The organism is Neobacillus sp. NPDC097160 (genome assembly GCF_044762155.1).
Classification (GTDB): domain Bacteria; phylum Bacillota; class Bacilli; order Bacillales; family Cytobacillaceae; genus Neobacillus.
The window spans coordinates 426,194-453,010 of the sequence record NZ_JBIWDU010000002.1 but is presented as its reverse complement, the minus strand read 5'-3'; the positions used below and the strand labels follow the sequence as shown (position 1 = coordinate 453,010).

Below are 26,817 nucleotides of genomic sequence, written 5' to 3'. Positions count from 1 at the left end.
CTTTATGGAGTTTAAAAGCTAACTTGTTATTAAGCTAACTGGGGCAAGAGTTGAAGAAGCTGCGATATTTGGCGGCTTTTCTTATTGAAGTAACGTGGCAGTTTAGTTCAATATGATATGGTAATTTTTTCAAACAAAAAGCAAGGAATTAGTATGATAAAATTCAACTATTAAAACTATTTAGGGAGGAAAATTGTGATTTTTGAAATATTATTTTTTGTATTTTTTATGATTGCATCATTTCATTTTTATAGAAAGTACATATTATTTGGACATGGAATGAACTATTTAATTGGAGCAAATTCATTTATTGCAGGTTTTGGAATTATAAAAGACAATATTCCCGATGAAAAGAAATGGTTTTTTCATATCGTATCAGTAATAATAGGTCTATCGATTTTAGCTTTAGTTGGATTTTTAAGGAAAAAACAGAAGAATAAAGTCATTATTTAAGTTTTTCCCACCATTTCTGAAACAACAATCTTACTAAAAGTGTCATAATCAATATGCCAATGTTGATGGACGTGAAGCAGAAGTATATATGGAACGTGATATAAGCTTAAGTAACTAACGCATGCTTTAGTTGAACAGTAGGGGTTGCTGATGCAGCCTTTTTATTCGTCCACTAACGAGCAATTTAGTGTAAGAAGGAAAACCTTGATTTAAAACTAAAATATATAGATTGAAAATTATGTTATTATTTATATAAAAGAAAGTGAGAGTGAAAATATGAATATTAGAGTAGCAAGTGAATTAGATTACCCTGATTTAAGACTGATATACTTAGAATCTCGTCGTAAAAGTTTTCATTGGGCAGATATAGAAGAAATGACTTTAGAAGACTTTGATAAGCATACTGTAGGAGAGTATATAATTTTAGCAGAGGAAGATACTCATATCCTTGGATTTGCGTCTTTGTACTTGCCAGATAATTTTATACATAATTTATTTGTTCACCCTGATTTCTTGGGTAAAGGCGTTGGTGGTCAATTGGTTAATGCATCCATAGAAAAAATGAATAAACCATTAAGATTGAAATGTGTATCTGAAAATCAAAAAGCGATGAAGTTTTATGAGAATAATGGTTGGAAGAAAGTTGTTGAAGAAGGTAAACCAGAAGAAAAATATTGGGTTATGGAATATGAATAAAATAAATAATTGAGGCCTGTTTTATTTTTTTGATGTTAAGCTAACGGGGTGCAAGAGTTAAATAGTGGGGTTGCTGCGGCGATCTCCTTTTTTGTTGTACTAACTGGCAGTTTAGTTGAACAATAGTCATTAGCTTTTATTCAACAATCGGGACAGATTGTGGAGTAATGCCTTTAAAGAAAATTGGATTTATAGGTTGAAATTTAGAAGAGAGCTAATAATACGGATACATATTCAAAAGTAATATATGAATCAATGTGGGTGAAAAACTAGATACATTAGCAAAATTAATCTTTTGGATTATTTCCAAAATTCAATCTAAAATCTGATATAATTAGTTAGTTGGAAAAAGTACTAAGGGATGGTGAATTTCATTGAAAATTCTTGATACAGATCAACTTGAAATAAAAGCGATTCTAGATCGATTAACCGCCTCATTTTTCGATGCTTTTACTAATAAAAATGGAAATAAACCGAATGTACGCGCCCTCACCGAATTATTTATTCCAGAGGCAATGATCATTAAGAATACAGATTGCGCTCCTATTATTTATAGTCTTCAGCAGTTTATCGAGCCCCGTGAGAAACTATTAAGTGAAGGAAACTTGATAAATTTCAAGGAAGAAGAATTGTACGAAATCACAGAGATTTTCGGAAATATCGCTCATCGCTTCAGCCTGTATCGAAAAATAGGTGTATTGTCTGGCGAAGCTTTTGATACAATGGGCATGAAAACAATGCAGTTCATTCGCATGCCCTGTGGTTGGAAGATAAGCTCAATAGCTTGGGATGATGAAAGAAATGGCTTAACCATTCCGGAAAGGTATCGAAAAAAATAACTATGCAAAGGACTCTCTTCTCGGGGTAGTCTTCATCTAATTGCTCCAAAGCATGCGGTGACATAGCTTTGGGAATTTCCAATTATCTTGAAAAAGTGGATGACGTATCCTAGTATTTGTAATGATCTTCAACAATCGGGCGCTTTTCTTTAGTAAGAAGGCGTCTTTTTGATATGCCCCTACACATCAACGGATTAGATTTTGTTAAGGTAAAAAAAGATTGTGAAGATTTTCACTTAAACTAACGGGTGCAAGAGTTTAAGATCCAGCTGCCTTTTTTGGCGGCTTTTCTTATTGAAGTAACGTGGCAGTTTAGTTGAACAATCGTTATTAGCTTTTATTCAACAAACGGGCCAGATTGTTGAACAACAACTTTTAAGAAAAATGGATATCTATGTTGATATTTAGAAGAGCTTGTGAAGAAATGTACTTAAAGTAACGGATCAGTTTAGTTCAACAAAATAAGAGGATTCTATGAGAAAAGGTTCCCTATTCATGGGAACCTTTTTTATGGGTAAATTAATTTGAAATAAAAGTTGAATAGAGCAGTTCCAAAATTTCCTCAGGAGAAAAACCACGTACATTCTTTTGGAAAAAATACGAATCACTGCTTAAAGCCATTAGTACCATATCTGCTTTAAAAACACTCTGGGAATGGGTATGCCCATCTGCTGCCATTTCGTCAAATAGTTGAACTAATATCTGATGTAATTCAACATATAAAGGGCTTTGGGTTCGGGAGTTTAGTGGTTTTGTTGCCCTGCTTTCCTCCACTCCTGTAAGTAATTGTGCTTTTTTTTCACGGAAACAAATAAAAAAGCTTAGTACTTCTTTCAGTCTTTGATTAGGCGGAACTTTATCGTTCTCCTTCAAGTAGTCTTCAATATCCTCGAAAAATAGAACAACGCTGTCTTTAATTAAATCAAGACATAATTCACCTTTGTTTCTATAACGGCGATAGAGTGTTCCCGGACCAATTTGTGCTTCTACGGCGATTTGATTCATACTTACCGCTTCAACACCATATTGCTCAAAAAGCCTATGGGCTGTATTCAATATAAGCTGACGATTCTTTGCAGCATCGCGTCGTTCAGACCGAGTACGGGTTATATACCCACCATTTTCCATGTAATCACATCCTAAATTTAATCACACCTTGACAACCGGAGATATCTCCGGTTAAGATAAAAAGGAGTGGTCTCCGTTTAAATTTTAATTGAAAAAGGAGGAAATTACAACTTATGCAAAATCAAGGTAAGAAAACCGCATTATTAATAATGGATTTACAAAACGGCATTGTGTCACATTTAGGAGAAAATATAGATGAAGCGTTAATTCCTTATCAAAAGGCAATAAAAACAGCCCGTGAACACTCTCTTCCAGTTATTTTTGTCAGAGTGGGGTTTAGCGAGGGATATCCTGAAATTAGTCCAAGAAATAAGACATTTTCAGCTATATCTAAATACGGTGCCATGACCGTTCATGATCAAGCAACACAAATTCATGAATCCGTTCAACCTGAAGGAAATGAACCTGTCATTACGAAATATCGATTTAGTTCTTTTTGTGGAAGTAATCTTGAAGTACTACTACGGGCTCAACAAATTGAGACACTTGTTCTTAGCGGTATTTCTACGAGTGGGGTAGTTTTATCAACTTTAAGAGAAGCAGCGGACAAAGACTTTGAAATTAAAGTACTAGAAGATGCTTGTTTTGATCCAGATCCAGAGGTTCACCGAGTTCTAATGGAGAAGGTGTTTCCAAATCATGCCGATGTATTAACGGTCCAATCCTGGATTGCTACATTGAACTAAACTAGTAGGGTCTGTTTCCATTACTGTGAAATAGACCCTTCTAGTTTGCCCTTTTTGTTTTTTTGTGGAAAAGAGGCGGGTCTTCGCAAAATCAGATTCCAAGTGTCATCTCCATCAGGTGTTACAGATTTGAAATCTTGAACCTTTTAGGAGCAGACACTCATGATGGTTTTTTTATGATTTACACAGCTGTTTTTTATAGTATCTAAAAACCTTTCAATATTAAATGAAGGAAGGAATAGATTTGTCTATATTTAGTAACAAAAGGAAGGCTCCAAATAAAAATCATTTTAATCAAAAATTGATTGCTCCCATGGTTTTAGGGTCTATTCTAAATCCTATTAACTCTTCGATCATTTCAGTTGCTTTAATTCCTATTGGGCAAGCGTTTGGTGTACCCCCTTCCCAAACAGCATGGCTTGTTTCTGCTTTATATCTTGCTACAGCAATTGGGCAGCCAGTCGCAGGAAAGCTCATTGATATTTTTGGTCCAAGACTCCTTTTTTTAATCGCAACATCACTAGTAGGCATCTCTAGCTTAATCGCCATCTTTTCCCCTAATATTTGGTGGTTAGTGATTGCCAGAGTTTTACTTGGTCTGGGAACTTGCGCTGGTTATCCTGCCTCAATGTATCTTATCCGTAGTGAAGCAGAACGAACAGGTAAGGATAATCCAACGAGTATTCTTACATTATTAGCAATTGCTACCCAAACCATTGCCGTTGTTGGACCTACCTTAGGGGGGCTCCTCATTGAAATCGGTGGTTGGCAAAGTACATTTATCGTAAATGTTCCTTTGTCATTAGCGTGTGTGCTCTTAGGCTACTTCCGTTTTCCAAGGGGAGGAGGGGATTCCCTAAAAAAAGAGGAGAAAATGACTTCCATTGATTTTATTGGTATCCTTTTATTTGGAATCACTTTAATTTCGGCTCTCCTTTTCTTGATGAGTCCGAATTGGCACAATGTATATTTATTAATGATTGCAGTCATCTCTGGTGTCCTGTTTATTAGCTATGAGCTGAAAAGGAAAAATCCTTTTATCGATTTACGATTATTCGGTGGGAATACCCCTTTATTATTAACGTATGTCAGGGGTTTACTTTTAGCTACGATCTCATACAATCTCCTTTACGGATATACCCAATGGTTAGAAACAGGTAGAGGGCTGTCCCCATCACATGCTGGTCTGTTGCTGTTGCCGATGTTTTTAACGTCAATCATCATTTCTAAAATAACCGGAAAGAATCCGGCAATCCATATGAAATTGATTGTAGGGAGTATCGTTCAGTTTATTGCTATGTCACTGTTGCTATTTACAAATCATTCAAGCAGTATTGTTTATCTTGTTGTCATAGCTATACTATTCGGAATACCCCAAGGTTTATTGAATTTGGCTAACCAAAATGCTGTCTATTTTCAGGCTTCTTCCGAACAAATGGGCGCTTCAGCTGGTTTGTTAAGAACCTTTATGTACATGGGAGCTATGCTATCTTCTGCTGCTAGCGGATTGTTTTTAAAATCCGATGCTATTACAAAGGGGCTCCATCATCTAGCAATTTTCAGTTTAGTCATTTGTTTTATTCTTATGATTACTCTATTAGATCGATCTTTGAGCAAAATTGGAAAAAACACATAAGCTTGCGAAATAATGCACTTCTACTATGGGTGCTATAGTAACAGAAAAAATTTATTGATTTTGTGATTAAAATCATATTTTAGTTATTCCATTAAAGGGCGCTTTAAAGGAATAAGGATCACAGAAATGATCAATCTTTTTTACAAAAGAATGATTCACCGGGATATATTAAGAGCGTGTTTTGATCAATCTTTTTTCAAAACACGCTCTTTTCTTTTGTTCATTTATTGAAGTTATTAGGATTAATTTGATCAAACTTTATTCTAAAGCAACAGCTGTCTAAAAAATGGTCGTTTTTTAAATGTAAAATAGTCCCTTAGACCATCGTGATACAAATTTTTACATGGTAAAGTTTAGAAAAAAGGAGAGTTGTTATAATGAAAAAATTATTAAATATTGGGATGATATTTACTTTTGTCTTTGGTCTGATATTTGCGGTTTCACCAGCTGAAAAAGCATTTGCCCTATCTTATGATGGTTCAAACCCTGTTTCAACAGGTTGTGCAAATGATGCAGTCACCAAATCCTATAGTTATATTGTTGACAGATACGATAATGTTTATGGAAAAGCGGAGCTAAAATGGAGTGCGAAGTGTCGAACATCTTGGGGTAAAATAAACCTTTATCATGCCGCTCCGTACGATAACGGTGCTTACTATGCGAATGCAAATGTGTATAGTTACACTAGTAGTGGTACTTACAGAAAGGTATATACTTGTGCTAGTGGTGGTGGTAACGGGGCGATAATGAAAGGTCAAACCTCCTGTTATACCGCTCAAGTGTATAATGGTGCTGGGTATACAGCTAAGGCTAAAGGGTATGTCAATTGGGGTATAGCCTCAGGAACGACTAATCGGTACTAATCTGCGAAGAAATTTTGCGTCCTTTAGCCAAAATGAGATTTAGAAATTATAACTCTGATAATCCATATATATTTTGTCTTGTTGTATAATCGGGCGCTATTGTTAAATAAGACTTCGATTTTTAAACGACTTTATGTAGCTTTGAAATAAAGTCACGATGTTTGTAAAAAAGATGCGTTGTTTAAAATAAAGTCGCGATGTACAATCAGCACTATTTAGAGGTTCTGGGTTCAACAAGAAAAGCGTGACCCTAGCCGTCGGCATTCACAATTCACCGAGGTTTGGAAAGTAGCACTGTGGGGCGTTGTAATCAGCTAATATGAGCTTTTTGTGTTTATTCAAGAAAAGGGCGCTATTCTGGAAAATGCGTTGGCAACAAGTGATAAGTTTTATGGCAATCGCCGGTAAAAGCGGTACATTTCATTTGCTGTAATCAAAGTAAAAAAACGCAAGTGAAACCACTTGCATTTTTTGATGTGAATTTACTTGTGAATTAATGTTTTGCACCCTAGAAGGGAACCCATCACTTTAAAGCAACGAGGGTTTGACTCTTTTTTATGACCAGTTCATAATATCGTCAAAACTTTGTTGCAAATATGTGAATAACATCACAAATACCTTTTTTAACTTGGAAATGGTGATAATATATAAGTGTAGTAAGAAACAAACAAGATCTTGTAACACAACATGTGAAATGGTGAACAAACTTAATTGTATTTTATAGAATCCAAAGGGAGATGGAGTAAGATGTTAAATCTTTTAAGAAAAAATAATATTGTTGCAGGGATTTTAGCTATCATTCGAATTTATATCGGATATGAATTTTTACATGCAGGTATTGGAAAATTAACAAGCGGCGGATTTGATGCAAGTGGCTTCTTGAAAGGGGCGATTGCTTCTAGTACTGGAGAACACCCAGCAGTTCAAGGCTGGTGGGCAGCATTTCTAGAGAATATTGCCTTGCCAAACGCGGATTTGTTCTCTTTCTTAGTGCAATGGGGCGAAGTGCTAGTCGGAATTGCGTTAATCCTAGGCCTTCTTACTAACTTTGCAACTTTAATGGGTATGGTGATGAATTTCTCTTTCCTATTCAGTGGCACAGTAAGTACAAACGGACAAATGATTCTTTTAGCCTTCTTCGTACTAGTTGCAGGAGCAAATGCTGGCAAATTTGGTGTAGATCGATATGCAGTGCCATATGTACGCAAGTTCATGGGAACGAAACGTAATGATAAAACAGACACAGCCCATGCTTAATAGCGAAAAATTGGTGCCTGATCCCAGTGCAATAAAGCAGTAACGCAGTGTGGATCAGCACCACCTTTCAAAAACAGAACCTTGCTAATTTCAATTTAGCAAGGTTCTGTTTTTAAGCATGTTTACGGTTCGATTCCTCTAGAAATGTGGTCAAATAGTCAACACTTGTTATTTTTTTATTGCATTCAGCACTGTCCAGACAGATGTAGTTTCCAATCGCTTTATAGTAATCGGGGTTATTTGACTTTTTGGCTTTGGTGATTGTGGAAATAAAAGCTACTTGGCCGAAACGATTACAGAACGAACATAAATTATCCTTATTAATAATCGAGTATTTACATTCAATTCCCATCAATTTCTCATTCAACTCGTAAATAATAAACTTTTTGTTGGTGCTGATATCAGACCAGCTTAGGTAGGTCATCTTCTCGAAATCAATTGTCGATAAGTTAGGGACCTTTAGCTTCTTGGCTTTTGGAAACATTTTTTTCACTTGTTGCTCGGTCAGTTTGGGAAACGGGATTAAGTATCTCGCTAAGTCTTGAACATATTGGTCAAACTCAGCATCCGTTTTCCATCTTGAAAGGTCTAGCTTTTCTACTTGTTCCCTAGCTGCATGTGGAAAAAGATCAAGAATTTGAGCATTGGCCAGTTCCCTGAAAGCCTTAATGACACTCGGGTCAGAGTTCTTTTTATAAATATCCTTTATTAAATCCACTTGCCGTTTTATAAAATTATATTGCTCATTCTTAATAAATTTTTCGTTCATTATAGGTCGCCTCATTTTCTTCCGTTACTCTCTTATATTTTAAACAAAGTTTCCTTTATATAAAATGGAGAAGATGACTTAGAAATAAACAATACATACGAAAAAAGGCTGACTCCAAAGCAAAGAGTCAAACCTCATTATACGATTTCTAGACAATTGTAGTTGAACCTAGTCTTGATATTGTGTTCCAAGCGGGCAGATCCCTTATGAGTCATCCCTTTTTTTCTGCGAGTAAACTATTTTTTTGATGGTTTCGATGGATAGGAAATACTCATCCGCTAACTGGTGGATGCTTTTTCCAATAGAAAATAAATGTTTGATTGAGGCATTTCGTTCATCAAGGGACTTTCTCGCCCCTGAACAACTTCCCCATTTCCGGTAGTTTTTTTCCGGCTTGGGGATATAAAGGGTTTCCCCTTGAACATATTTTTGAATTTCTGCAATCAGCTTTTCAGGTAATATGTTGCTTGCGTTTACATATTTCATAATGTGCCAGCCCCTTATTTTTTTTTGATAAATAAGGTGCAAAGCCGTATATTAGAAATGAAATAAGAGCATAGCTGGGCGATTTTTCATAATAAATGTCCGCCCCATGCAAAGTATCGCCTTTCCAATAAGTGGCTTTGCATGAGTGGCTGGAGTCCCTGGTAATCTAGACTGATTTCCCAAGACTCATCACCTCCTGAAATGTAAGGTAATGTCATTACCTTTTTGGGTAAGAGATTATACATTATTATAAATGACCCTTTACCTTAGTGACTAGTTTTTTTATTCCAATAAAGCAGCGAGGGTCTAACTCTTTTTTATGTTCAGTTCATAATACCGTCAAAACTTTGTTGCAAATATGTGAATAACATCACAAGTACCTTTTTTAACTTGGATATAGTGATAATATATAAGTGTAGTAAGAAACAAACAAGATCTTGTAAATTGACATGTGAAATAGTGAATAAACTTAATAATATTTTATAGAATCCAAAGGGAGATGGAGTAAGATGTTAAATCTTTTAAGAAAAAATAATATTGTTGCAGGGATTTTAGCAATCATTCGAATTTATATAGGATATCAATTTTTACATGCAGGTATTGGAAAATTAACTAGCGGCGGATTTGATGCAAGTGGCTTCTTGAAAGGTGCGATTGCTTCTAGCACTGGAGAACACCCAGCAGTTCAAGGCTGGTGGGCAGCATTTCTAGAGAATATTGCCTTGCCAAACGCGGATATGTTCTCCTTCTTAGTGCAATGGGGCGAAGTGCTAGTCGGAATTGCGTTAATCCTAGGTCTTCTTACTAACTTTGCAACTTTAATGGGTATGGTGATGAATTTCTCTTTCCTATTTAGTGGCACTGTAAGTACAAACGGACAAATGATTCTTTTAGCCTTCTTCGTACTTGTTGCAGGAGCAAATGCTGGCAAATTTGGTGTCGACCGATATGCAATGCCATATGTACGCAAGTTCATGGGAACGAAACGTAATGATAAAACAGACACAGCGCATGCTTAATAGCGAAAAATTGGTGCCTGATCCCCACTGCAATAATGCAGTAACGCAGTGGGGGTCAGGCACTATCTTTATGAATGGATCGAATATCCTTCTTTATAAAAGCTCTTAATTCTATGGTACAATTTTACATATTGCTAATTGGAATCGTTTGCGTAAAAAGAGGGGATTAAAATGGTCGTGGTAGGATCTTTTGCTAGTAGACCGTGAACTTTTGGAAATTACTTTGTAGCTTGTTAGTAATGATTAAAGTTAAAGTAGTATGCAAACGGGAATAAGAATAACCAGTCGAATCATGAATTCGATCATCATGGACCCTCCATTAGCATGACTTTTTATAACTTCATTATAATAGCAGTTTATTAACTCTTTGTTTTTCAAATGTAAATTAAATGTAAAAAGTGTCTTTTGAAAAGACAATAATTAATAAACCTGAGCTATGATTCGATGTTGTATGTTAAATCCATGAAACGGAAGGTCCGATAGGGAGGAAACCATTATGAATGTTATTGAAAAGGCCCTTCAGGTTGCAAGCAGAGCACATGCAGACCAGTATAGAAAACATACGGATATACCTTATATTACTCATCCAGTTGCGGTGGGGATGATGTTAATGAAAGCGGGGTATGGCGATGAGATCGTTGCTGCAGGAATCTTACATGATACAGTCGAAGATACATCACTTACATTAGCAGATATTGAGCGGGAATTTGGTCAGCGAGTTGCAAGAATTGTAGAGGGATGCTCAGAGCCGGATAAATCATTATCTTGGGAGAAAAGAAAACAGCATACTATTGAGATTTTAACGTCGGCTTCAAAAGACATCAAGGCTGTTGCCTGTGCAGACAAATTACATAATATCCGGTCCATCATAAATGACTTTGAACAAATCGGTGACATGGTATGGGAAAGGTTTAATCGCGGTAAACAGGATCAAGAGTGGTACTATCGAAACGTGGTTGAAAGCTTGGGTTACCAATCAAACTTTAGGTTATTAGATGAGTTGAAGGTGGAAGTGGATCGATTGTTTAGCCCCAGCGGTACAGAAGTTTAAAAAAGATAAAAAATTTGTGCTTGCCCCCGGTGCAATAAAGAATTATGCAATGGGGGTCAAGTATTGTCCTTGCGGAAGCTTTTGTTAGGTCTGACTTTTCGAGCGCCGCTGACCAGGGCGCTTGCGCTTTTCTTATTAAATTTCAATAATGATCGGGAGGATCATCGGTTTTCTCTTTGTCTTTGCGAATAAGTATTGGCCTACTGATTTTTTAATATTTTGTTTGATTACATTCCACTGCCGACTATTGTCTGTTTGTAAGTCATTAACCGTTTTTTTAACGAGACGGTTAATCTCTCTTAGGAGATCTTCAGAATCTTTTACGTATACGAAACCACGAGTAATCGTGTCAGGGCCTTGTATAATTTTTCTCTCTGTTTTACTTAAAGTTAAAACAATAACGAGCATGCCATCTTCGGAAAGTTGTCTGCGGTCTCTCAGCACGATTTCCCCTACATCGCCTACACCCATGCCGTCAACATATGTATCCCCCGACGGAATCTTCCGAGTCTGACGAGCAATGGAGTTTTCGATATCAACGACATCCCCATTTTTCATAATAAATGTGTTTCCAGGCTCAACTCCAACCGATTCGGCGAGCAAACGATGATGGTGCAGCATTCTAAATTCACCATGAACGGGAATAAAATAGGTTGGCTTCATTAGGGTAAGCATGAGCTTTAAGTCTTCCTGGTATCCATGTCCGGAAACATGCATTCCTGTCGAGCTGCCAGACCCATATATCACTTTAGCACCAAGTTGAAATAAGTTGTCGATGATACGTGAAACATCTTTTTCATTCCCGGGTATTGGGGATGCTGCTAAAATAACGGTGTCTCCTGGGTAAATGGAAATGTCCCGATAATTTCCGCTGGCAAGACGGGCAAGAGCTGCCATTGGCTCTCCCTGACTCCCCGTACATAGAATGGTCACCTTATTGGGCGCTAATTTGTCGACTTCATTTGCCTCAATCAGCATCCCATCCGGAACAGTTAAGTATCCACGTTCAATGGCTACTGAGACGACATTGACCATACTTCTGCCAAGCAAAGCGAGCTTTCGCCTCGTCTTCATACAAGATTCGACCACTTGCTGAACACGATTTACATTTGAAGCGAAGGTTGAAATAAAGATTTTCCCATCCGCTTTTAAGAAAGCCTCGTCCATATGGCTACCTACTATTCGCTCTGATGGTGAAAGGCCAGTACGTTCTGCATTTGTACTTTCAGAGATTAAAACTTTGACACCTTGCTGACCAATAGCCGCCATTTTATGAATGTCTGTATATTGGTTATTGGCAGGTGTAAGATCGAATTTGAAGTCTCCAGTATGGACAATATTTCCTTCAGGTGTATGAAAGACTATCCCTAAACAATCTGGAATACTATGGTTAACTTTGAAAAAGGATACTTTCATCTCTCCTAACTCAATTTGAGATTCCGAATCTATTGGTATGAGCTTGGTATCTCTTGCAAGACGATGCTCCTCTAATTTTAGTTCAATTAATCCAAGTGTAAACCGGGTGGCATAAATGGGGACATTTATTTTTCGTAAAAAGTAAGGAATTCCGCCAATATGATCTTCGTGCCCGTGTGTCACGATTAAAGCACGGATTTTTTCCTGATTGACTTCTAAGTACGTGATATCAGGAATAATTAAATCAATCCCTAATAAACTTTCATCCGGAAATTTACCGCCGCAGTCGATAATGATAATATCATCTGCATATTGGATCACATACATGTTTTTACCGATTTCATTTATACCGCCTAAAGCGAAAATAGATAATGTATTTTCATTGGTTCTCAATTTGATTCCTCCCAATCCCATTTAAATAATGTTAGTATTCCATTTTTAAAATTCTTTATGGGTTAAAATACTCTTTTTTACGTACCACATCAGAAATGGCTATCCGAATGATTCTTTAAAACTTTCTGAAAATTGGCGCCTGACCTCCATTGCAATAAAGCGTTAATACAGCAGTGGGGGTTAGGCGCCATCTTTCCCTGTTCATAATACCGTCAAAACTTTGTTGCAAATATGTGAATAACATCACAAGTACCTTTTTTAACTTGGAAATGGTGATAATATATAAGTGTAGTAAGAAACAAACAAGATCTTGTAAAGTGACATGTGAAATAGTGAACAAACTTAATTTTATTTTATAGAATCCAAAGGGAGATGGAGTAAGATGTTAAATCTTTTAAGAAAAAATAATATTGTTGCAGGGATTTTAGCTATCATTCGAGTTTATATAGGATATGAATTTTTACATGCAGGTATTGGAAAATTAACAAGCGGCGGATTTGATGCAAGTGGCTTCTTAAAAGGAGCGATTGCTTCTAGCACTGGAGAACACCCAGCAGTTCAAGGCTGGTGGGCAGCATTTCTAGAGAATATTGCCTTGCCAAACGCGGATTTGTTCTCTTTCTTGGTGCAATGGGGCGAAGTGCTAGTAGGAATTGCGTTAATCCTAGGCCTTCTTACTAACTTTGCAACTTTAATGGGTATGGTGATGAATTTCTCTTTCCTATTTAGTGGCACTGTAAGTACAAACGGACAAATGATTCTTTTAGCCTTCTTCGTACTTGTTGCAGGAGCAAATGCTGGCAAATTTGGTGTCGACCGATATGCAATGCCATATGTGCGCAAGTTCATGGGAACGAAACGTAATAATAAAACAGACACAGCCCATGCTTAATTGCGAATAATTGGTGCCTGATCCCAGTGCATAAAGCAGTAACGCAGTGTGGATCAGCACCAACTTTCAAAAACAGAACCTTGCTAATTTCAATTTAGCAAGGTTCTATTTTTAAGCATGTTTCCGGATCGATTCCTCTAGAAAAGTGGTCAAATAGTCTTAATTCTCAGTGATTTTTTTACAAATTTCCTTTAGAGACTTCATTTATTCCGAGAGGTTATTTTACCTTAAAGTCAATGCACGTAGTACCTATAATGATTTTTTTATTTGCTTTTATCCTTGTCAATCATTTTTAAATATCTGTATACACTAGGTTCAGATATATTCAATAACTCAGCGACTTGAGATACAGCACCTTTTAATTGGAATATACCTTTTTTGTGTAATTGTTTTATGATCTCTATTTTTTGCTCCTGCTTTAGGACAATATTCGGATTTAAAAGAGATGGGTCGACGATTGAGTTTACAACCTCTTCAATAGAGTCTGAAAAATATTCAATAATTTCATTATCACTGTGTTCTTCGATTGTTTCTATTTCCGAAAAAGCCATTTCTTCTACTTTTGGGCTAATCATGTTTAGTTGAGTCTGAACTAAATCTAGAATATCATTGGCAATTTTCTTATGTTTACTAGAATCAAAATTGATACAAAGCATTCCAATTAATTCATTATTTTCATCTTTGATAAAGTAAGTAGAACCTCGAACTTCTGCACCTAATTTTGTAAATCCTTTGTAGTTTGTTACATAGTCATTATCATGATACTTTTTGTCTTTCATCATTTTAAGAGCAAGTCCTGTTAACGGTGCATTGACTGTTCGACCACTAATATGATTATTTGCGATGGCTCCGACATAAGAATTGCCTTTCTCAATAATGTGTAAAATCACTTCATAGTTTTCTCCAAGGACTATACCCAAAAATTCCACCAATTTTTTGTAGTGTTCAATAACTTCCTTTTTCTTAACTTTCTTATTCATAGTAAACTCCCCATAAACATTTATAGACTTTAATTTCCCGTAAAAAAATCAATATGGAAACAGGTAAAAATATTTAATCCTTCTATCTTAAAGTTTAACAATACTTGAATAAATTTTCCAGAAAATAATACCAAGGATTCATATATGGATAATAGTATAACTCAGGGATTGTGGACAAACAATTCTACAAAAATGTAAACACTTTTTTTAGATTACTTACGGTTTAAAAAATTTTCTCAACATTATAAAAATTTATTGCAATTAGATTATCTCGATAATATAATATTATCATGATAATAAAAAATTATAAAGAGGTGCTTTAAATGAAAAAGTATCCAGAGGCCATTGGTCCTTATTCGGCATACCGTAAAGCAGGAAATTTGATTTATACTTCCGGACAGCTTCCAATTGACCCAGAAACAAACGAATTTCCTGGCGATAACATTAAAGATCAAACCAGACAATCTCTATTAAATGTAAAAGCAATTCTTGAAGAAAATGGCTGCTCGATGGATGATGTCATCAAAACGACTGTCTATTTAATCGATATGAATGATTTCAGTGCTATGAATGAAGTATATAAGGAATTTTTTGTTTCTCCTTACCCAGCAAGAACGGCTGTTGCTGTTAAGGAACTTCCAAAAAAGGCCTTAGTGGAGACTGAGGTTATTGCAGCACTTGATAAATAAAAAGGAGATGCGGAGATGCAATTAGATACAAAATTAATTCACGGTGGTCCATTACTAGATAAATATACTGGCAGCTCATCCGTACCTATTTATCAAGCTTCCACATTTCACCAATCTCAATTTGCAGAATCACAAGAGTTTACATATACCCGATTTGGCAATCCCACTAGACAAGCACTTGAGGAAACGATTGCTTGTTTGGAATTTGCTAAATACGGATATGCCTTTTCTTCAGGTATGGCAGCGATCTCTGCAGTGCTACTTAATTTTTCACATGGCGATCACGTAGTTCTTTGCAAGGATATTTATGGAGGAGCCTATCAACTAGTAACGGAAATGTTTCCAAAGTATGGAATTGAGTATACTTTCGTTGATGAAACGGATCTTTCTACCTGGGGAAAAGCAATCAAAGAAAATACAAAAGGTTTTTATATCGAAACACCTTCTAATCCTCTGTTAACTATTACAGACATAAAAGGTGTTGTGAAGCTAGCAAAACAGCACAATATTCTTACTATAATTGACAATACATTTATGACGCCAATCTATCAAAATCCAATAAAACTTGGTGTTGATATTGTTATTCATAGTGCGACGAAATTTATAAATGGCCATAGTGATGTTACTGCTGGATTAGTGGTGACAAGTGATGAGGAAATTGCTAAAACAATTTACAAAACACAAAAAATGTTTGGCAGTATGCTGGATCCATATGATTGCTGGTTGGTTTTAAGAGGAATAAAGACAATGAATATTCGAATGGAAAAGGAAGTAGAGAATGCGGCTTTTATTGCAAAAGAACTTCAAAAGCAAAGGAAAGTGAAAGCAGTCTATTACCCAAGCCTGGTCAATCATAAAGGGAAAGATGTCCATTTTGCACAGGCAAGTAGTGGAGGAGCTGTATTGACATTTGATTTAGGCAGCTATGAAAATGTGAAAACCTTTTTTGAAAATGTAACGTTTCCTATAGTCGCTGTTAGTTTAGGCGGAGTAGAATCAATATTATCTTACCCTTTCACAATGTCACATGCTGTAATCCCTGAAAAGGAAAGACTTGATTTAGGGGTGACGGAAGGATTAATTCGACTAAGTTGTGGAATTGAAGATAAACATGACCTTTTAAATGATTTAATTAAGGCATTAGATCATGTAAAATTGGAGAGTTGTCAGAAGAAAAGGGTAATTTAAGGGACGGAAAGAAGAAATGGATAAAATAATGATAGCTAACTTACCAACCAAAATTGAAAAAGTACATTTTTTCAGTAAAGACTTCGATAAAACAGTTTTCATAAAACGTGATGATCAAACTGGAATGGCAACATCAGGGAACAAGCTTAGAAAGCTTGAATATTTGTTAAACGACGCTCAGAAAAAAAAATGCGATTATCTAATTACAAATGGCGGGATTCAATCAAACCATGCTAGAGCAACTGCTGTAATGGCAGCAAAATATAAAATGAATTCCTTATTAATTTTAAAAGAAGGCGAAAAAGGTAAGACGGAAGGAAATCTATTTTTTAATAAATTAGTGGGTTCCAAAATTAAGATGCTAGATGAACAGCAGTATCAAAATCTCCCTTCAATCATCAAAGATTTAAAGGAAGAATTGATAGATTCAGGTCATAACCCCTATGTTATTCCGATGGGCGGGTCCAATGGCATGGGGGCTTTAGGGTATTTAGATGCCTACTACGAAATATTGAATCAAGAAGAGCAGTTGGGAATTGAATTTGATACGATCGTGGTTACAAATGGCTCAGGTGGGACATACGCTGGATTATTTTATGGAAATAAAGAATCCAAAAGAAATAAAACTATTATTGGAATGAGTGTATTAAATCAGAGGGAACAAGCAGCCCGTGATATAGTCCATGTTTTAGAAGATATAAATCAATATAGAGACAGTCATTTCCGCTTTTCAGCTGAGGAAATTAACATTATTGATTGTTATATTGGATTAGGTTATGGCAAAAGCCAAATGGATGAACTGAAATTTATAGAGAAATTTGCCCAAGAAGAAGGAATTATTCTTGACCCCGTGTATACTGGGAAATCAATGTATGGTTTGTACCATGAACTTAAAAATGGAAACCTTCAGGAAAGCCAAAACATATTGTTTATTCATACGGGTGGAATTTTTGGCTGGACGGATGAAAAGATGAATATGTTATTTGATTCTATGTAAAAAGTGTCTGTTCATGGACATGTCAAAAAGACATCCATGACCAGACACAAAAGTAATTAGTTTAAATGAAATTGGTTCGCGTAAAAATGTAAACGCATACGTAATTAATTTTAAAAAAATGAGGAGAAATTTATGAGACACAACTTTGATGAAACTATAAATAGAATCGGAACCGATTCGGATAAGTGGGATAATGAGGGAAAGAGCGGCACTTTGATTCCACTAGGCATTGCCGATACTGATTATAGGGCGCCAAGTGAAGTATTAGATGCTGTAAGGGGAAAAGTAGACTTTGGGGTATTCGGGTATGGACATTTTCCGCATGATCGATTTACTGATGCTATAAAAGGTTGGTATGGTCGCCATCATAAAATCGATATTAGGAAAGACCAAATTAGTTATGCCCCCGGATTAATGACAGGAGCTTTATGGATGTTTTTAGATGCCTATACCAATCCCGGAGACAAAGTAGTGATTCAGACCCCAGTCTATGCCACATTTAAAAGGGTAATTGAAAACTTTAAGAGAAAAGCAATCGACAACCCGTTAATTTTTCGCGAAGGGGATTATCATATTGATTTTGAAGATTTAGAAGACAAACTAAAGATGCCTGATGTGAAAATACTCCTTGTATGTAATCCAGCAAATCCAGTTGGGCGGGTATGGACAAAAGAGGAAATGCAGAAAATGTACGATTTATGCCGCGAGAATCATGTGATTATCATTAGTGATGAAATTCATAGCGATATGATTCACAAGGGGCTGCCTTTTCACTCCTTTTTAGAAATTTGTGAGGAAGAAGATCAAAATGTTGTGGTAATGAACTCTCCAAGCAAAACCTTTAATTTAGCATCTTTCTTTAGTGCTTATGTGATTGTAAAAAACAGAAATTTAAAGAAAGCCTTTGATGATATCTATAAAAAGTATCATTTTGATTATAACTATTTAGGGGTTGAGGCTTTAATAACTGCCTATAATGAGTGCGATTATTATGTGATGGAATTAAATGACTATTTACAAAGCAATATTGATTTTTCTATTGAATATATCAACAAACATCTACCAAAGTTAAAAGTTCAGTATCCTGATTGTTCCTATTTATTATGGGTCGACTGTGAAGAGTTAGGTTTAAATAGTGAAGGCTTGACCAAATTTTTTGAAGATTCCGGAATCAGGGTGAATGCTGGGGAGTCCTATGGAAAAGATAGTGGGCATTTTGTAAGAGTAAACATTGCTTGTACAAGGTCCTTACTAGAACGTGCATTAAAACAGATTAAGGTAAACTATGACAAGTCTGGTTTTTAAAACAAATTAAATTGTGAGGTTTTATATATGGGGAATAAACCTAATAGACAAGGAAATGCAATTGCTGCTGAATGGGAAGAAAAGTCCTATAAATTTCCGGTGTCATTTAATTATGCAATGTTTTCTGTCCTACTATTTTTTGGCTTACTGCTTGCGGGAACACTTGGTTTCGGTGCATCCCTGGAATTAATGTTCTTGTTGTTATGGATTGTTGTGAGCCTGCTAGTGATGAAACTGGGATACAAATATAATGAGGTTCAAAATATGGCTTGGGAAATGGGAAAACAGTCTTTTGAACCGAATACGATTATTTTAGTAGTTGGCGTGATGATCGCTACCTGGATGGCTTCTGGCACAATCCCTTATGTTATGTATTGGGGGTTAGAAATAATTTCGCCGCAATACTTTTTAATCACTGCCTTGCTCCTTACATCAGCAACATCTCTTGCAACCGGTACCTCGTGGGGGACTTTGGGTACCGTTGGTTTAGCCTTAATGACAGTTGGTAACGCACTTGGCCTTCCCCAGGCAATGACAGCAGGCGCCATCATTTGTGGTTCCTTCTTCGGTGATAAGTTGTCACCACTGTCTGATAGTACCATTTTAGCAGCCACTGTTGCTGGTTCTAAAGTAATGTCACACGTTAAACATATGTTATGGTCAACTGTCCCAGCGTATTTTCTAACAGCAATAATATTTATCATTTTAGGTTTAAAGTATGGAAAAGAAGGATCGAATATGCAGCAGATTCAAGAAATAACAAGCGCAATATCAAAGCATTTCGATTTATCCTGGATTTCATTGATTCCTCTCCTAATTGTACTGGTGATGCTTGTGAAAGGCATCCCATCAATTGTTTCGCTGTTAATGGGTGTGTTTAGCGGCCTTGCCGTTGCTGTTTTTACTCAAGGTTTTGGTTTAGCCAAAATGTTTGACTTCATGACCAATGGATTTACGGTTAAATCTGGTAGTGAGTTAGTTGATACCATCCTGAGCAGAGGCGGACTCTACAGTTTAATGAGCTCATTCCTTGTTGTCCTACTAGCCATGTGTGTTACGGGCATGCTAGAACAATCCGGCATTCTAGGCACTTTAGTAGAGCCATTAGTCAAACGAACCCACGGATCTGTATTTAAAATAACACTAGCGACGATGTTGATCGCATTAATCACAAATATGGTTGGCTCATCAATGTTATTAACTGCGATTGTAGCGGGTTCACTTATGAGAAATGTCTTTAAAAATAATAATTTGGCACCAGAAAATCTTTCACGTAATATCGAGGATGTTGGGACGATGGGCGCACCGGTTATCCCATGGAATTCCAACGCCATCTATTGCTCACAGATGTTGGCAGTATCACCATATGCATATTTCCCATATGTCTTTCTCGCCTTCTTTGTACCATTATTTGATTTAATTTATGGCTTCACTGGATTTGCAATTAAAAAGTTAAAGCCAGAGAAACTTGAGAATGTTGAACCGGCAACTAAAGCGGTCTAAACAATGGAAGCAAGACAATTATTAAAGAAGCCCCTTTGTGATTAATTTTCTTAATCTTGAAAAAATTTTTCGCAAACTTGATAGAAAATAGGACTGATTAACCTATAAATGGCTGAAAAAATAGTGATTTTACAAGGAATTAATTATTGGCATGAATATTGCAAGTTAATATTCATAACTAAGTGATAAGGGGGTAAGTGATGTATAAAGCCATTATTCTAGGGACTGGCCCTGCTGGGTTAACAGCAGCAATCTATTTAGCACGTGCAAACATAAGTCCTTTAGTCATTGAAGGGCCTGAACCAGGGGGTCAATTGACATTGACTACAGATGTTGAGAATTTTCCTGGTTTTCCTGAAGGGATTATGGGTCGAGAGTTGATGCAGAATATGCGAAAACAAGCTGAGTCTTTTGGAGCAAAGTTTAAAAGAGGATGGGTTAAAAAAGTCGACTTTTCCAATAACCCTTTTACCTTAACGGTGGAAGGAATAGGGGAGCTCAAAACGCAATCGTTAATTATTTCAACGGGAGCTTCTGCGAAACTTTTGGATATTCCAGGGGAAAGGGAAAATCTTGGCCGTGGGGTAAGCACCTGTGCAACATGTGATGGATTTTTCTTTAGAGGAAAGAAAATTATCGTTGTCGGCGGTGGAGATTCAGCCATGGAAGAAGCCAATTTTTTAACGAAGTTTGCTTCGGAGGTGCGCGTCGTTCACCGTAGAGAGGAGCTTCGCGCTTCCAAAATTATGCAAGATCGTGCCAAAAACAATCCTAAAATTACTTGGAGTTTAAATTACATTCCTGAAGAAGTGATGGCAGGAGAGCGACATGTTGCTGGCTTGAGAGTAACAAACAGCAAAACTGGAAAACAAGAAATTTTGGAATCTGATGGTATTTTCATTGCAATCGGGCATAAACCGAACACAGCATTTTTAGACAATCAAATCAAAACGGACGATATGGGATATATCATCGTGAATCCTGGTACTACCCATACAAATATTCCCGGTGTATTTGCCTGCGGGGATGTGCAAGATCATAAATACCGCCAAGCCATTACGGCTGCAGGAAGTGGTTGTATGGCTGCTCTGGATTGTGAAAGATATCTTGATGCAAGTGAATTATGTAGTGGAACCAATCAATCTATCATTGAGAACAAAATATAGGGAGGGTTTTAATAATGAGAGAGATTAAAACAAAACAAGAGTTTGATGAGGCGATTTTATCAACAAAACCAGTTATGGCTAAATTTTTTGCTGAATATTGCCCAGACTGTCAGCATACTGATTTATTCCTGCCAACTTTGGAGGAAGTATATAAAGAAAAAGTTGATATGATCGCAGTAAATCGAGATGATTTTCCGGAGCTATTAAATGAGTTAGATGTTTACGGAATCCCAAGTTTTATTGCTTTTCAAGATGGAAAGGAACTGAATCGCTTTGTAAGTAAATTCGGAAAAAGCCAGGAAGAGGTTGAACAATTTCTTAATCAAGTCGTAGAGGTAAGCGGAAAATTAGAATAGAAAATCCTTTACTTGTAGTTAATTGGAAGGGCGCCAAACCAAAAGGATTTCGGCGCCGCTTCCAAATATCCAGGAATCTTACAGTGAAAGAATAAGAGGAACAGTGGGTGAAAGCAACAAAACGTTTCCAAAAAGTACTAGTCGCAAACCGAGGAGAAATCGCGGTCTGTATCTTCCAGCAAGGAGGTAATAATAATGAACTATTCATCGAAGCTAGTAAAAGTAAAGAAAGATCCGGCGCATGGCTCACACATCTCCCCTGTTTATATGACGTCAACGTTTGTTTTTGATAATGCGGAAATAGGAGCAAAACGCTTCGCGGGTGAAGACCCGGGATTTATGTATTCACGCCTAGGAAACCCAAATGCACGTGAGCTAGAAGAAAAGGTAGCGGAGATGGAATTTGGTGAAAGTTGTTTGGCGTTCTCATCCGGAATGGCTGCCATAACGGGATGTCTGCTGGGAGTTTTACAAGCAGGAGATCATGTTGTGGCACATACCGCGTTGTACGGGGCGACACATGCATTTCTAACTACAACGGTAAAGAAATTTGGAATTGATGTTACCTTTGTCCCGTTTAAAACAGGGGAAGAGCTAGAACCGCACATGACTGATCGAACAAAAGTAGTCTATTTTGAAACCCCTTCCAATCCGACACTTTCCTTAGTGGATATGAAGAGTGTCGCAGCGGCTGCCCAAAAAAGTGGAGCATTGACGATAGTCGATAATACATTTTTATCCCCATATTTGCAAAATCCGATTCTTTGCGGAATTGATATTGTTGTCCACAGTGCAACCAAATATTTATCCGGTCATGGATATCTGATCGGTGGACTCGTGATCTCCAGAAAAGGAATTATTGATCCGATGAGAAAAGAAGTGCAGAAGAATATGGGCGCAACACTTTCCCCAATGGATGCCTGGCTTCTTTATCAAGGAATCCGTACATTACATATTCGTATGGATCGCTCGCAGGAAAACGCAAAAATATTGGCGGAACGGCTGGAAAAACATAGCGAAATTGAAAGGGTTTATTTTCCAGGTTTAGCGAGTTTCGAAGATAACGAGATTATGGAGAAACAAATGAAAGGTCCCGGCGCCATGATTTCTTTTGTCTTAAAGGGAGGGTACGAAGCCGGTGTGAAACTGATGAACTCTGTGGAACTGATTACTTTAGCTGTTTCCTTGGGGGACGTAGGGACACTTATACAACATCCCGCTTCGATGACACACGCTATAATACCGAATGAGGAAAGAGAAAAAGCAGGTCTAGACGATGGACTTGTTCGTTTTTCAGTTGGGATCGAAGATGTTGAAGATATTTGGAAGGACCTTGAAATAGCATTAAATAGCAGATGAGGAGGAAAGCGGGTAAAAATAGTATAAATGGAGGTTACGGAGATAATGTATGATTTCGACCAGGTTATAAACCGTGCCAATACTGCATGTGAAAAGTGGGATGATCTTCAAAAACGCTTTGGTGTAAATGATGCGATTCCAATGTGGATAGCAGATATGGATTTTAAATCGCCTCCTCCTGTCATAGAAGCTTTAAATCGAAGAGTGAAGCACGGCATATTTGGCTATACAAGCAGACCTGATTCATTTTATGAGGCTATTGTTGATTGGGTAAATAGAAGACATCATTGGCAGATTGATAAAAAATGGATTGCTCCCAGTCCAGGTATACTCTCGGCACTTTCCTTGAGTATCAATTCATTCACACAGCAAGGAGATAAAGTTATAATCCAAACTCCCGTTTATCATCCGTTCTCCCAAATCATCAAGTCGCTTGGAAGAGAAGTGGTAACAAACCCGCTCAAATTAAAAAATAGCCGATATTCGCTAGATTTTGATGATTTGGAAGCAAAAATAGATTCCACTGTTAAAATCTTAGTACTTTGCAATCCGCACAATCCGGTGGGAAGAGTTTGGAGTCTAGAAGAGTTAACGATGCTGGGAGAGATTTGCATCAAAAACAACATTTTAGTCATTTCAGACGAAATTCATTGCGATCTTGTATATAGAGGATACAAACATTTGCCATTTGCCTCTATATCCGAAGAATTTGCCAATCATTCTATAACTTGTATAGCACCCAGCAAAACATTCAATATAGCGGGTTTACAAACTTCTTGCAACATTATTCCGAGCGAAGAAATTCGTGATATTTTTAACCAGTCTATAAACAATCAGTGTATTAGCTCTCCCAATGCATTCGGAATAATAGCAGCTGAGAGTGCCTACCGATACGGTGAAGAATGGTTAGAGCAGCTGATCGATTATTTACAAGGAAACGTAGATTTTGTTATTCATTACTTTCAAGAGAACATTCCACATATAAAAGTAATTAGGCCGGAAAGTACGTTTTTAGTGTGGTTGGATTGTCGTGAATTAGGGCTTAAACCAAAAGAACTTGATGAGTTTATGCTAAACAAAGCCGGAGTTGCTATGAATGAAGGATACATTTTTGGAGTAGACGGCGAAGGTTTTATGCGAATGAATATTGGGTGCCCCCGTTCCATTTTGGAAAAATGCTTACGTCAAATTGAGGGGGCAGTTAATTTTTTGTGTAAAGCATAGGAAAGGAGTGAAAATAATTATCTGAATAATAAGTAAATATAGATAAATTTGAATATTTTCAATAATTAAATTGGTCGTTATGAAGTGTAATAACGGAATTAGGCCAACCTAAATGTTGAAATGGGGGGGCAGTATGACACAATTTTCTACTATTCAAGAATTTGTCCAAACATTCTCAGAAAATATTATGGAGGTACTTCGATTTGATGTAACAATACTTAATGAAAAAGGCGTGAGAATTAGTGGAACTGGGGCATATCGAAACCGGGTGGGGGAGCCTGCACCGGATGGCTCCTTATTAAGAATGATTATGGAAACGGGGAAACCCGCTATGATTCATGATGTTATTAAAAATGAGTCACAGTGTATGAGTTGTAAATTTTTCTCGCAGTGTAAGATTTCGGCAACCTTAGGTTTTCCCATTATGATCCGGAATAGACCTATAGGGGTTATTGGCATCACGGGTTTTTCCTCCGAACAGAAAGAAAGGATGATGAGAAACTCTGAGATGCTGATCAAGTTTTTACAAAATATGAGTTCTCTGCTAGAAAATAAATTGATAGTGCTAGATTATAACCGAGAATCAGAATGTAAAGTTCATGTGGATTTCCCGGTCTCAGAAAAGAAAATTTCATTCGAGAATATTATCGGTCAATATTCAGGATTACAAGATTTAATTAAAAAGGCCAGACGCATTACCAATAGTCCCTCAACTGTTCTGATCAGAGGTGAAAGTGGGACAGGGAAAGAATTACTGGCACAAGCTATTCATTATGAAGGTAGCCGCGTGAAATATCCTTTTGTGGCAATAAATTGTGCAGCCATACCTGAAAATCTGTTGGAAAGCGAGTTGTTTGGTTATGAGGGAGGTGCTTTTACAGGCTCAAGGCGCGAGGGGAATATTGGGAAATTTGAATATGCGCATAATGGGACAATATTTCTAGACGAAATAGGTGATATGCCATTATCGTTACAACCAAAATTATTAAGAGTTTTACAGGAAAGATCAATTGAACGAATCGGTGGAAAAAAAGGTATTCCTATCAATGTAAGAGTGATTGCAGCTACCCATAGAAATTTAGAGGATATGGTGGAAAATGGCGGATTTCGAGAGGATTTGTATTACCGGCTCAATGTGATACCGCTATATACGAAACCATTAAGGGAACGCAGTGATGACATTGTGTTATTTCTTAACTATTTTATTAGGAAGCATTGCAGACTTTTGGGCAGACACGATTTGCAGCTAGATCCACTAGCAGAGCAATGGTTAACTCAATATGATTGGCCAGGAAACATTAGACAACTGGAAAATGCTGTGGAATATATGGTTAATTTAGCTGAATCAGATACAATTGAATATCACGATTTACCGGAATATCTTACTAAACAGGAGAATTTCACCGGTTTTACAAGGGGATTAAGTTTGGAACAAATGATTTCAGAATATGAAAAAAATATTCTACAAACCTTTTATTTTGCTGAACCCTATCGAAATGATAAAGAAAAAATTTCACAAGAATTACAGATTAGTCTCTCTACGTTATACAGGAAACTAGACAAATATCATTTAGTTTAATGAACACGGATTAATAAATTCCTATTCTAGATCAAATTCTTTTCAAAATTAAAGGGGGATATTTTTTATGAAAATGAGATTTAAACTTATTGCTCTGTCGTTACTTGCTTCGATTGCGTTAACTGCATGTGGAAGCACGCAAGATCAAACAACGACCAAACCCGAAAAGACGGCTGAGATTAAGACTCTGCTAGAAAAAGTTCAGGCAGATGGAACAATTAAAATCGGTACGGAAGGAACCTATGCACCGTTTAGCTACCATGATGCTTCAGGAAAATTGACTGGTTTTGATATCGAAATCGCTGAAGAAGTAGCAAAAAGGCTTGGTGTGAAAGCAGAATTTGTTGAAACTCCATGGGACGGAATTTTTGCAGGACTTGATGCGAAGCGATTTGACATCATTGCATGCCAAGTAGGCATTCGTCCTGACCGACAGGAAAAATACGATTTTTCAGAGCCAACTAATGTGTCCAAACCATACTTAATTGTTCGAAAAGACGATGACACGATAAAATCATTTGCAGATTTGAAGGGGAAAAAGTCAGCTCAGTCAATGACTAGTATGTTTAAAGAGATGGCTGAATCCAACGGTGCTGAGGTTGTGGGTGTCGAAGGATTTAATCAAGCTATAGATTTATTAGTTTCAAAACGTGTAGATGCGACGATTAACGATGGATTGTCTTATCTTGATTACAAAAAGCAACAGCCTGATTCTCCTCTTAAAGTTGCAGCAGAGCTTGATGAACCCACGAAAATGGGGATTATGCTAAGGAAAGAGAATAAAGAATTGGTCGAGGCAATAAATAAAGCACTTGCTGCTATGAAGAATGATGGAACATATTTAAGCATCTCACAAAAATACTTTGAAACGGATGTTTCAAAATAAG

At 36.8% G+C, this 26,817-nt stretch carries 26 protein-coding genes; 21 read left to right on the top strand and 5 right to left on the bottom strand.

Features of this window, described 5'->3' with window-relative positions:
- Positions 1 to 195 precede the first annotated feature (195 nt).
- From ACIQXV_RS04250 to ACIQXV_RS04240, 3 genes are all read left to right on the top strand, one after another.
- Entirely contained in the window at positions 196 to 453 is a 258-nt protein-coding gene (locus tag ACIQXV_RS04250; RefSeq protein ID WP_402956302.1) for a hypothetical protein, read from the top strand.
- Positions 454 to 729: 276 nt separating this feature from the next.
- The gene (locus ACIQXV_RS04245) at positions 730 to 1,149 is read left to right on the top strand and encodes a GNAT family N-acetyltransferase (protein WP_402956300.1); all 420 of its coding nucleotides are present in this window, start codon (positions 730 to 732) and stop codon (positions 1,147 to 1,149) included.
- A gap of 374 nt (positions 1,150 to 1,523) precedes the next feature.
- Positions 1,524 to 1,988 carry a hypothetical protein gene (locus ACIQXV_RS04240; RefSeq protein WP_402956298.1) on the top strand — a complete coding sequence of 155 codons (465 nt, stop codon included), beginning with the start codon at positions 1,524 to 1,526 and terminating at the stop codon, positions 1,986 to 1,988.
- A 519-nt stretch (positions 1,989 to 2,507) separates the two neighbouring features.
- On the opposite strand, the gene ACIQXV_RS04235 is transcribed toward ACIQXV_RS04240, so the two are convergent.
- A complete protein-coding gene (locus tag ACIQXV_RS04235) occupies positions 2,508 to 3,116 on the bottom strand; it encodes a TetR/AcrR family transcriptional regulator (RefSeq protein ID WP_402956296.1) in 609 nt (202 codons plus the stop codon).
- Positions 3,117 to 3,229: 113 nt separating this feature from the next.
- Between ACIQXV_RS04235 and ACIQXV_RS04230 the strand changes: the two genes are divergently transcribed.
- From ACIQXV_RS04230 to ACIQXV_RS04215, 4 genes are all read left to right on the top strand, one after another.
- The gene (locus tag ACIQXV_RS04230; protein ID WP_402956294.1) at positions 3,230 to 3,802 is read left to right on the top strand and encodes a cysteine hydrolase family protein; all 573 of its coding nucleotides are present in this window, start codon (positions 3,230 to 3,232) and stop codon (positions 3,800 to 3,802) included.
- A 244-nt stretch (positions 3,803 to 4,046) separates the two neighbouring features.
- A complete protein-coding gene (locus ACIQXV_RS04225; protein ID WP_402956292.1) occupies positions 4,047 to 5,438 on the top strand; it encodes an MFS transporter in 1,392 nt (463 codons plus the stop codon).
- A 377-nt stretch (positions 5,439 to 5,815) separates the two neighbouring features.
- Positions 5,816 to 6,301, top strand: coding sequence for a DUF2690 domain-containing protein (locus tag ACIQXV_RS04220; RefSeq protein ID WP_402956291.1), 486 nt, complete (start codon positions 5,816 to 5,818; stop codon positions 6,299 to 6,301).
- Between the two features lie 747 nt (positions 6,302 to 7,048).
- On the top strand, positions 7,049 to 7,558 hold the full coding sequence (locus tag ACIQXV_RS04215; protein ID WP_402956289.1) for a DoxX family protein: 510 nt from the start codon (positions 7,049 to 7,051) through the stop codon (positions 7,556 to 7,558).
- 112 nt (positions 7,559 to 7,670) lie between these two features.
- Here ACIQXV_RS04215 and ACIQXV_RS04210 read toward each other — a convergent pair whose 3' ends face one another.
- Both ACIQXV_RS04210 and ACIQXV_RS04205 read right to left on the bottom strand, forming a co-directional pair.
- Positions 7,671 to 8,327 carry a FusB/FusC family EF-G-binding protein gene (locus ACIQXV_RS04210; protein WP_402956287.1) on the bottom strand — a complete coding sequence of 219 codons (657 nt, stop codon included), beginning with the start codon at positions 8,325 to 8,327 and terminating at the stop codon, positions 7,671 to 7,673.
- 204 nt (positions 8,328 to 8,531) lie between these two features.
- Positions 8,532 to 8,813, bottom strand: coding sequence for a CD3324 family protein (locus ACIQXV_RS04205; RefSeq protein WP_402956285.1), 282 nt, complete (start codon positions 8,811 to 8,813; stop codon positions 8,532 to 8,534).
- Positions 8,814 to 9,322: 509 nt separating this feature from the next.
- Here ACIQXV_RS04205 and ACIQXV_RS04200 point away from each other — a divergent pair.
- Complete coding sequence (locus ACIQXV_RS04200) at positions 9,323 to 9,832, top strand: DoxX family protein (RefSeq protein WP_402956283.1); 510 nt, start codon at positions 9,323 to 9,325, stop codon at positions 9,830 to 9,832.
- Between the two features lie 496 nt (positions 9,833 to 10,328).
- The gene (locus tag ACIQXV_RS04195) at positions 10,329 to 10,883 is read left to right on the top strand and encodes an HD domain-containing protein (protein WP_402956281.1); all 555 of its coding nucleotides are present in this window, start codon (positions 10,329 to 10,331) and stop codon (positions 10,881 to 10,883) included.
- 135 nt (positions 10,884 to 11,018) lie between these two features.
- Here the strand turns inward: ACIQXV_RS04195 and ACIQXV_RS04190 are convergent, their stop codons facing one another.
- Positions 11,019 to 12,713, bottom strand: a complete 1,695-nt coding sequence (locus ACIQXV_RS04190) for a ribonuclease J (protein ID WP_402956279.1) — start codon at positions 12,711 to 12,713, stop codon at positions 11,019 to 11,021.
- Positions 12,714 to 13,074: 361 nt separating this feature from the next.
- On the opposite strand from ACIQXV_RS04190, the gene ACIQXV_RS04185 reads away from it, so the two are divergent.
- Positions 13,075 to 13,584: a DoxX family protein gene (locus ACIQXV_RS04185; RefSeq protein ID WP_402956277.1), complete on the top strand. Its 510-nt coding sequence runs from the start codon at positions 13,075 to 13,077 to the stop codon at positions 13,582 to 13,584.
- 263 nt (positions 13,585 to 13,847) lie between these two features.
- Here ACIQXV_RS04185 and ACIQXV_RS04180 read toward each other — a convergent pair whose 3' ends face one another.
- Positions 13,848 to 14,564 carry a helix-turn-helix transcriptional regulator gene (locus tag ACIQXV_RS04180; RefSeq protein WP_402956276.1) on the bottom strand — a complete coding sequence of 239 codons (717 nt, stop codon included), beginning with the start codon at positions 14,562 to 14,564 and terminating at the stop codon, positions 13,848 to 13,850.
- Positions 14,565 to 14,887: 323 nt separating this feature from the next.
- On the opposite strand from ACIQXV_RS04180, the gene ACIQXV_RS04175 reads away from it, so the two are divergent.
- From ACIQXV_RS04175 to ACIQXV_RS04125, 11 genes are all read left to right on the top strand, one after another.
- Positions 14,888 to 15,253 carry a RidA family protein gene (locus ACIQXV_RS04175; protein WP_402956274.1) on the top strand — a complete coding sequence of 122 codons (366 nt, stop codon included), beginning with the start codon at positions 14,888 to 14,890 and terminating at the stop codon, positions 15,251 to 15,253.
- A 15-nt stretch (positions 15,254 to 15,268) separates the two neighbouring features.
- Complete coding sequence (locus tag ACIQXV_RS04170) at positions 15,269 to 16,441, top strand: trans-sulfuration enzyme family protein (protein ID WP_402956272.1); 1,173 nt, start codon at positions 15,269 to 15,271, stop codon at positions 16,439 to 16,441.
- Positions 16,442 to 16,457: 16 nt separating this feature from the next.
- The gene (locus ACIQXV_RS04165) at positions 16,458 to 17,438 is read left to right on the top strand and encodes a 1-aminocyclopropane-1-carboxylate deaminase/D-cysteine desulfhydrase (protein WP_402956270.1); all 981 of its coding nucleotides are present in this window, start codon (positions 16,458 to 16,460) and stop codon (positions 17,436 to 17,438) included.
- 132 nt (positions 17,439 to 17,570) lie between these two features.
- Positions 17,571 to 18,743 carry a MalY/PatB family protein gene (locus ACIQXV_RS04160; RefSeq protein ID WP_402956268.1) on the top strand — a complete coding sequence of 391 codons (1,173 nt, stop codon included), beginning with the start codon at positions 17,571 to 17,573 and terminating at the stop codon, positions 18,741 to 18,743.
- 27 nt (positions 18,744 to 18,770) lie between these two features.
- On the top strand, positions 18,771 to 20,246 hold the full coding sequence (gene nhaC, locus ACIQXV_RS04155) for a Na+/H+ antiporter NhaC (protein WP_402956266.1): 1,476 nt from the start codon (positions 18,771 to 18,773) through the stop codon (positions 20,244 to 20,246).
- Between the two features lie 200 nt (positions 20,247 to 20,446).
- Positions 20,447 to 21,412 (top strand): thioredoxin-disulfide reductase, encoded by a 966-nt coding sequence (gene trxB, locus ACIQXV_RS04150; RefSeq protein ID WP_402956264.1) that lies wholly within the window; start codon positions 20,447 to 20,449, stop codon positions 21,410 to 21,412.
- A gap of 14 nt (positions 21,413 to 21,426) precedes the next feature.
- Positions 21,427 to 21,768 (top strand): thioredoxin family protein, encoded by a 342-nt coding sequence (locus ACIQXV_RS04145; protein ID WP_402956262.1) that lies wholly within the window; start codon positions 21,427 to 21,429, stop codon positions 21,766 to 21,768.
- A 195-nt stretch (positions 21,769 to 21,963) separates the two neighbouring features.
- Positions 21,964 to 23,127: a trans-sulfuration enzyme family protein gene (locus ACIQXV_RS04140; RefSeq protein ID WP_402956260.1), complete on the top strand. Its 1,164-nt coding sequence runs from the start codon at positions 21,964 to 21,966 to the stop codon at positions 23,125 to 23,127.
- Positions 23,128 to 23,172: 45 nt separating this feature from the next.
- Positions 23,173 to 24,351 (top strand): MalY/PatB family protein, encoded by a 1,179-nt coding sequence (locus ACIQXV_RS04135; protein WP_402956258.1) that lies wholly within the window; start codon positions 23,173 to 23,175, stop codon positions 24,349 to 24,351.
- A 133-nt stretch (positions 24,352 to 24,484) separates the two neighbouring features.
- Positions 24,485 to 25,930, top strand: a complete 1,446-nt coding sequence (locus tag ACIQXV_RS04130) for a sigma-54 interaction domain-containing protein (RefSeq protein WP_402956256.1) — start codon at positions 24,485 to 24,487, stop codon at positions 25,928 to 25,930.
- Between the two features lie 67 nt (positions 25,931 to 25,997).
- A complete protein-coding gene (locus ACIQXV_RS04125; RefSeq protein ID WP_402956254.1) occupies positions 25,998 to 26,816 on the top strand; it encodes an amino acid ABC transporter substrate-binding protein in 819 nt (272 codons plus the stop codon).
- Position 26,817 lies beyond the last annotated feature (1 nt).

Excerpts from the sequence above, each read along its gene's own strand:
- ACIQXV_RS04245 (WP_402956300.1), top strand. The coding sequence starts at position 730 with ATGAATATTAGAGTAGCAAGTGAATTAGATTACCCTGATTTAAGACTG.
- ACIQXV_RS04235 (WP_402956296.1), bottom strand. The coding sequence starts at position 3,116 with ATGGAAAATGGTGGGTATATAACCCGTACTCGGTCTGAACGACGCGAT.
- ACIQXV_RS04230 (WP_402956294.1), top strand. The coding sequence starts at position 3,230 with ATGCAAAATCAAGGTAAGAAAACCGCATTATTAATAATGGATTTACAA.
- ACIQXV_RS04220 (WP_402956291.1), top strand. The coding sequence starts at position 5,816 with ATGAAAAAATTATTAAATATTGGGATGATATTTACTTTTGTCTTTGGT.
- ACIQXV_RS04215 (WP_402956289.1), top strand. The coding sequence starts at position 7,049 with ATGTTAAATCTTTTAAGAAAAAATAATATTGTTGCAGGGATTTTAGCT.
- ACIQXV_RS04210 (WP_402956287.1), bottom strand. The coding sequence starts at position 8,327 with ATGAACGAAAAATTTATTAAGAATGAGCAATATAATTTTATAAAACGG.
- ACIQXV_RS04205 (WP_402956285.1), bottom strand. The coding sequence starts at position 8,813 with ATGAAATATGTAAACGCAAGCAACATATTACCTGAAAAGCTGATTGCA.
- ACIQXV_RS04200 (WP_402956283.1), top strand. The coding sequence starts at position 9,323 with ATGTTAAATCTTTTAAGAAAAAATAATATTGTTGCAGGGATTTTAGCA.
- ACIQXV_RS04195 (WP_402956281.1), top strand. The coding sequence starts at position 10,329 with ATGAATGTTATTGAAAAGGCCCTTCAGGTTGCAAGCAGAGCACATGCA.
- ACIQXV_RS04190 (WP_402956279.1), bottom strand. The coding sequence starts at position 12,713 with ATGGGATTGGGAGGAATCAAATTGAGAACCAATGAAAATACATTATCT.
- ACIQXV_RS04185 (WP_402956277.1), top strand. The coding sequence starts at position 13,075 with ATGTTAAATCTTTTAAGAAAAAATAATATTGTTGCAGGGATTTTAGCT.
- ACIQXV_RS04180 (WP_402956276.1), bottom strand. The coding sequence starts at position 14,564 with ATGAATAAGAAAGTTAAGAAAAAGGAAGTTATTGAACACTACAAAAAA.
- ACIQXV_RS04175 (WP_402956274.1), top strand. The coding sequence starts at position 14,888 with ATGAAAAAGTATCCAGAGGCCATTGGTCCTTATTCGGCATACCGTAAA.
- ACIQXV_RS04170 (WP_402956272.1), top strand. The coding sequence starts at position 15,269 with ATGCAATTAGATACAAAATTAATTCACGGTGGTCCATTACTAGATAAA.
- ACIQXV_RS04165 (WP_402956270.1), top strand. The coding sequence starts at position 16,458 with ATGGATAAAATAATGATAGCTAACTTACCAACCAAAATTGAAAAAGTA.
- ACIQXV_RS04160 (WP_402956268.1), top strand. The coding sequence starts at position 17,571 with ATGAGACACAACTTTGATGAAACTATAAATAGAATCGGAACCGATTCG.
- nhaC (WP_402956266.1), top strand. The coding sequence starts at position 18,771 with ATGGGGAATAAACCTAATAGACAAGGAAATGCAATTGCTGCTGAATGG.
- trxB (WP_402956264.1), top strand. The coding sequence starts at position 20,447 with ATGTATAAAGCCATTATTCTAGGGACTGGCCCTGCTGGGTTAACAGCA.
- ACIQXV_RS04145 (WP_402956262.1), top strand. The coding sequence starts at position 21,427 with ATGAGAGAGATTAAAACAAAACAAGAGTTTGATGAGGCGATTTTATCA.
- ACIQXV_RS04140 (WP_402956260.1), top strand. The coding sequence starts at position 21,964 with ATGAACTATTCATCGAAGCTAGTAAAAGTAAAGAAAGATCCGGCGCAT.
- ACIQXV_RS04135 (WP_402956258.1), top strand. The coding sequence starts at position 23,173 with ATGTATGATTTCGACCAGGTTATAAACCGTGCCAATACTGCATGTGAA.
- ACIQXV_RS04130 (WP_402956256.1), top strand. The coding sequence starts at position 24,485 with ATGACACAATTTTCTACTATTCAAGAATTTGTCCAAACATTCTCAGAA.
- ACIQXV_RS04125 (WP_402956254.1), top strand. The coding sequence starts at position 25,998 with ATGAAAATGAGATTTAAACTTATTGCTCTGTCGTTACTTGCTTCGATT.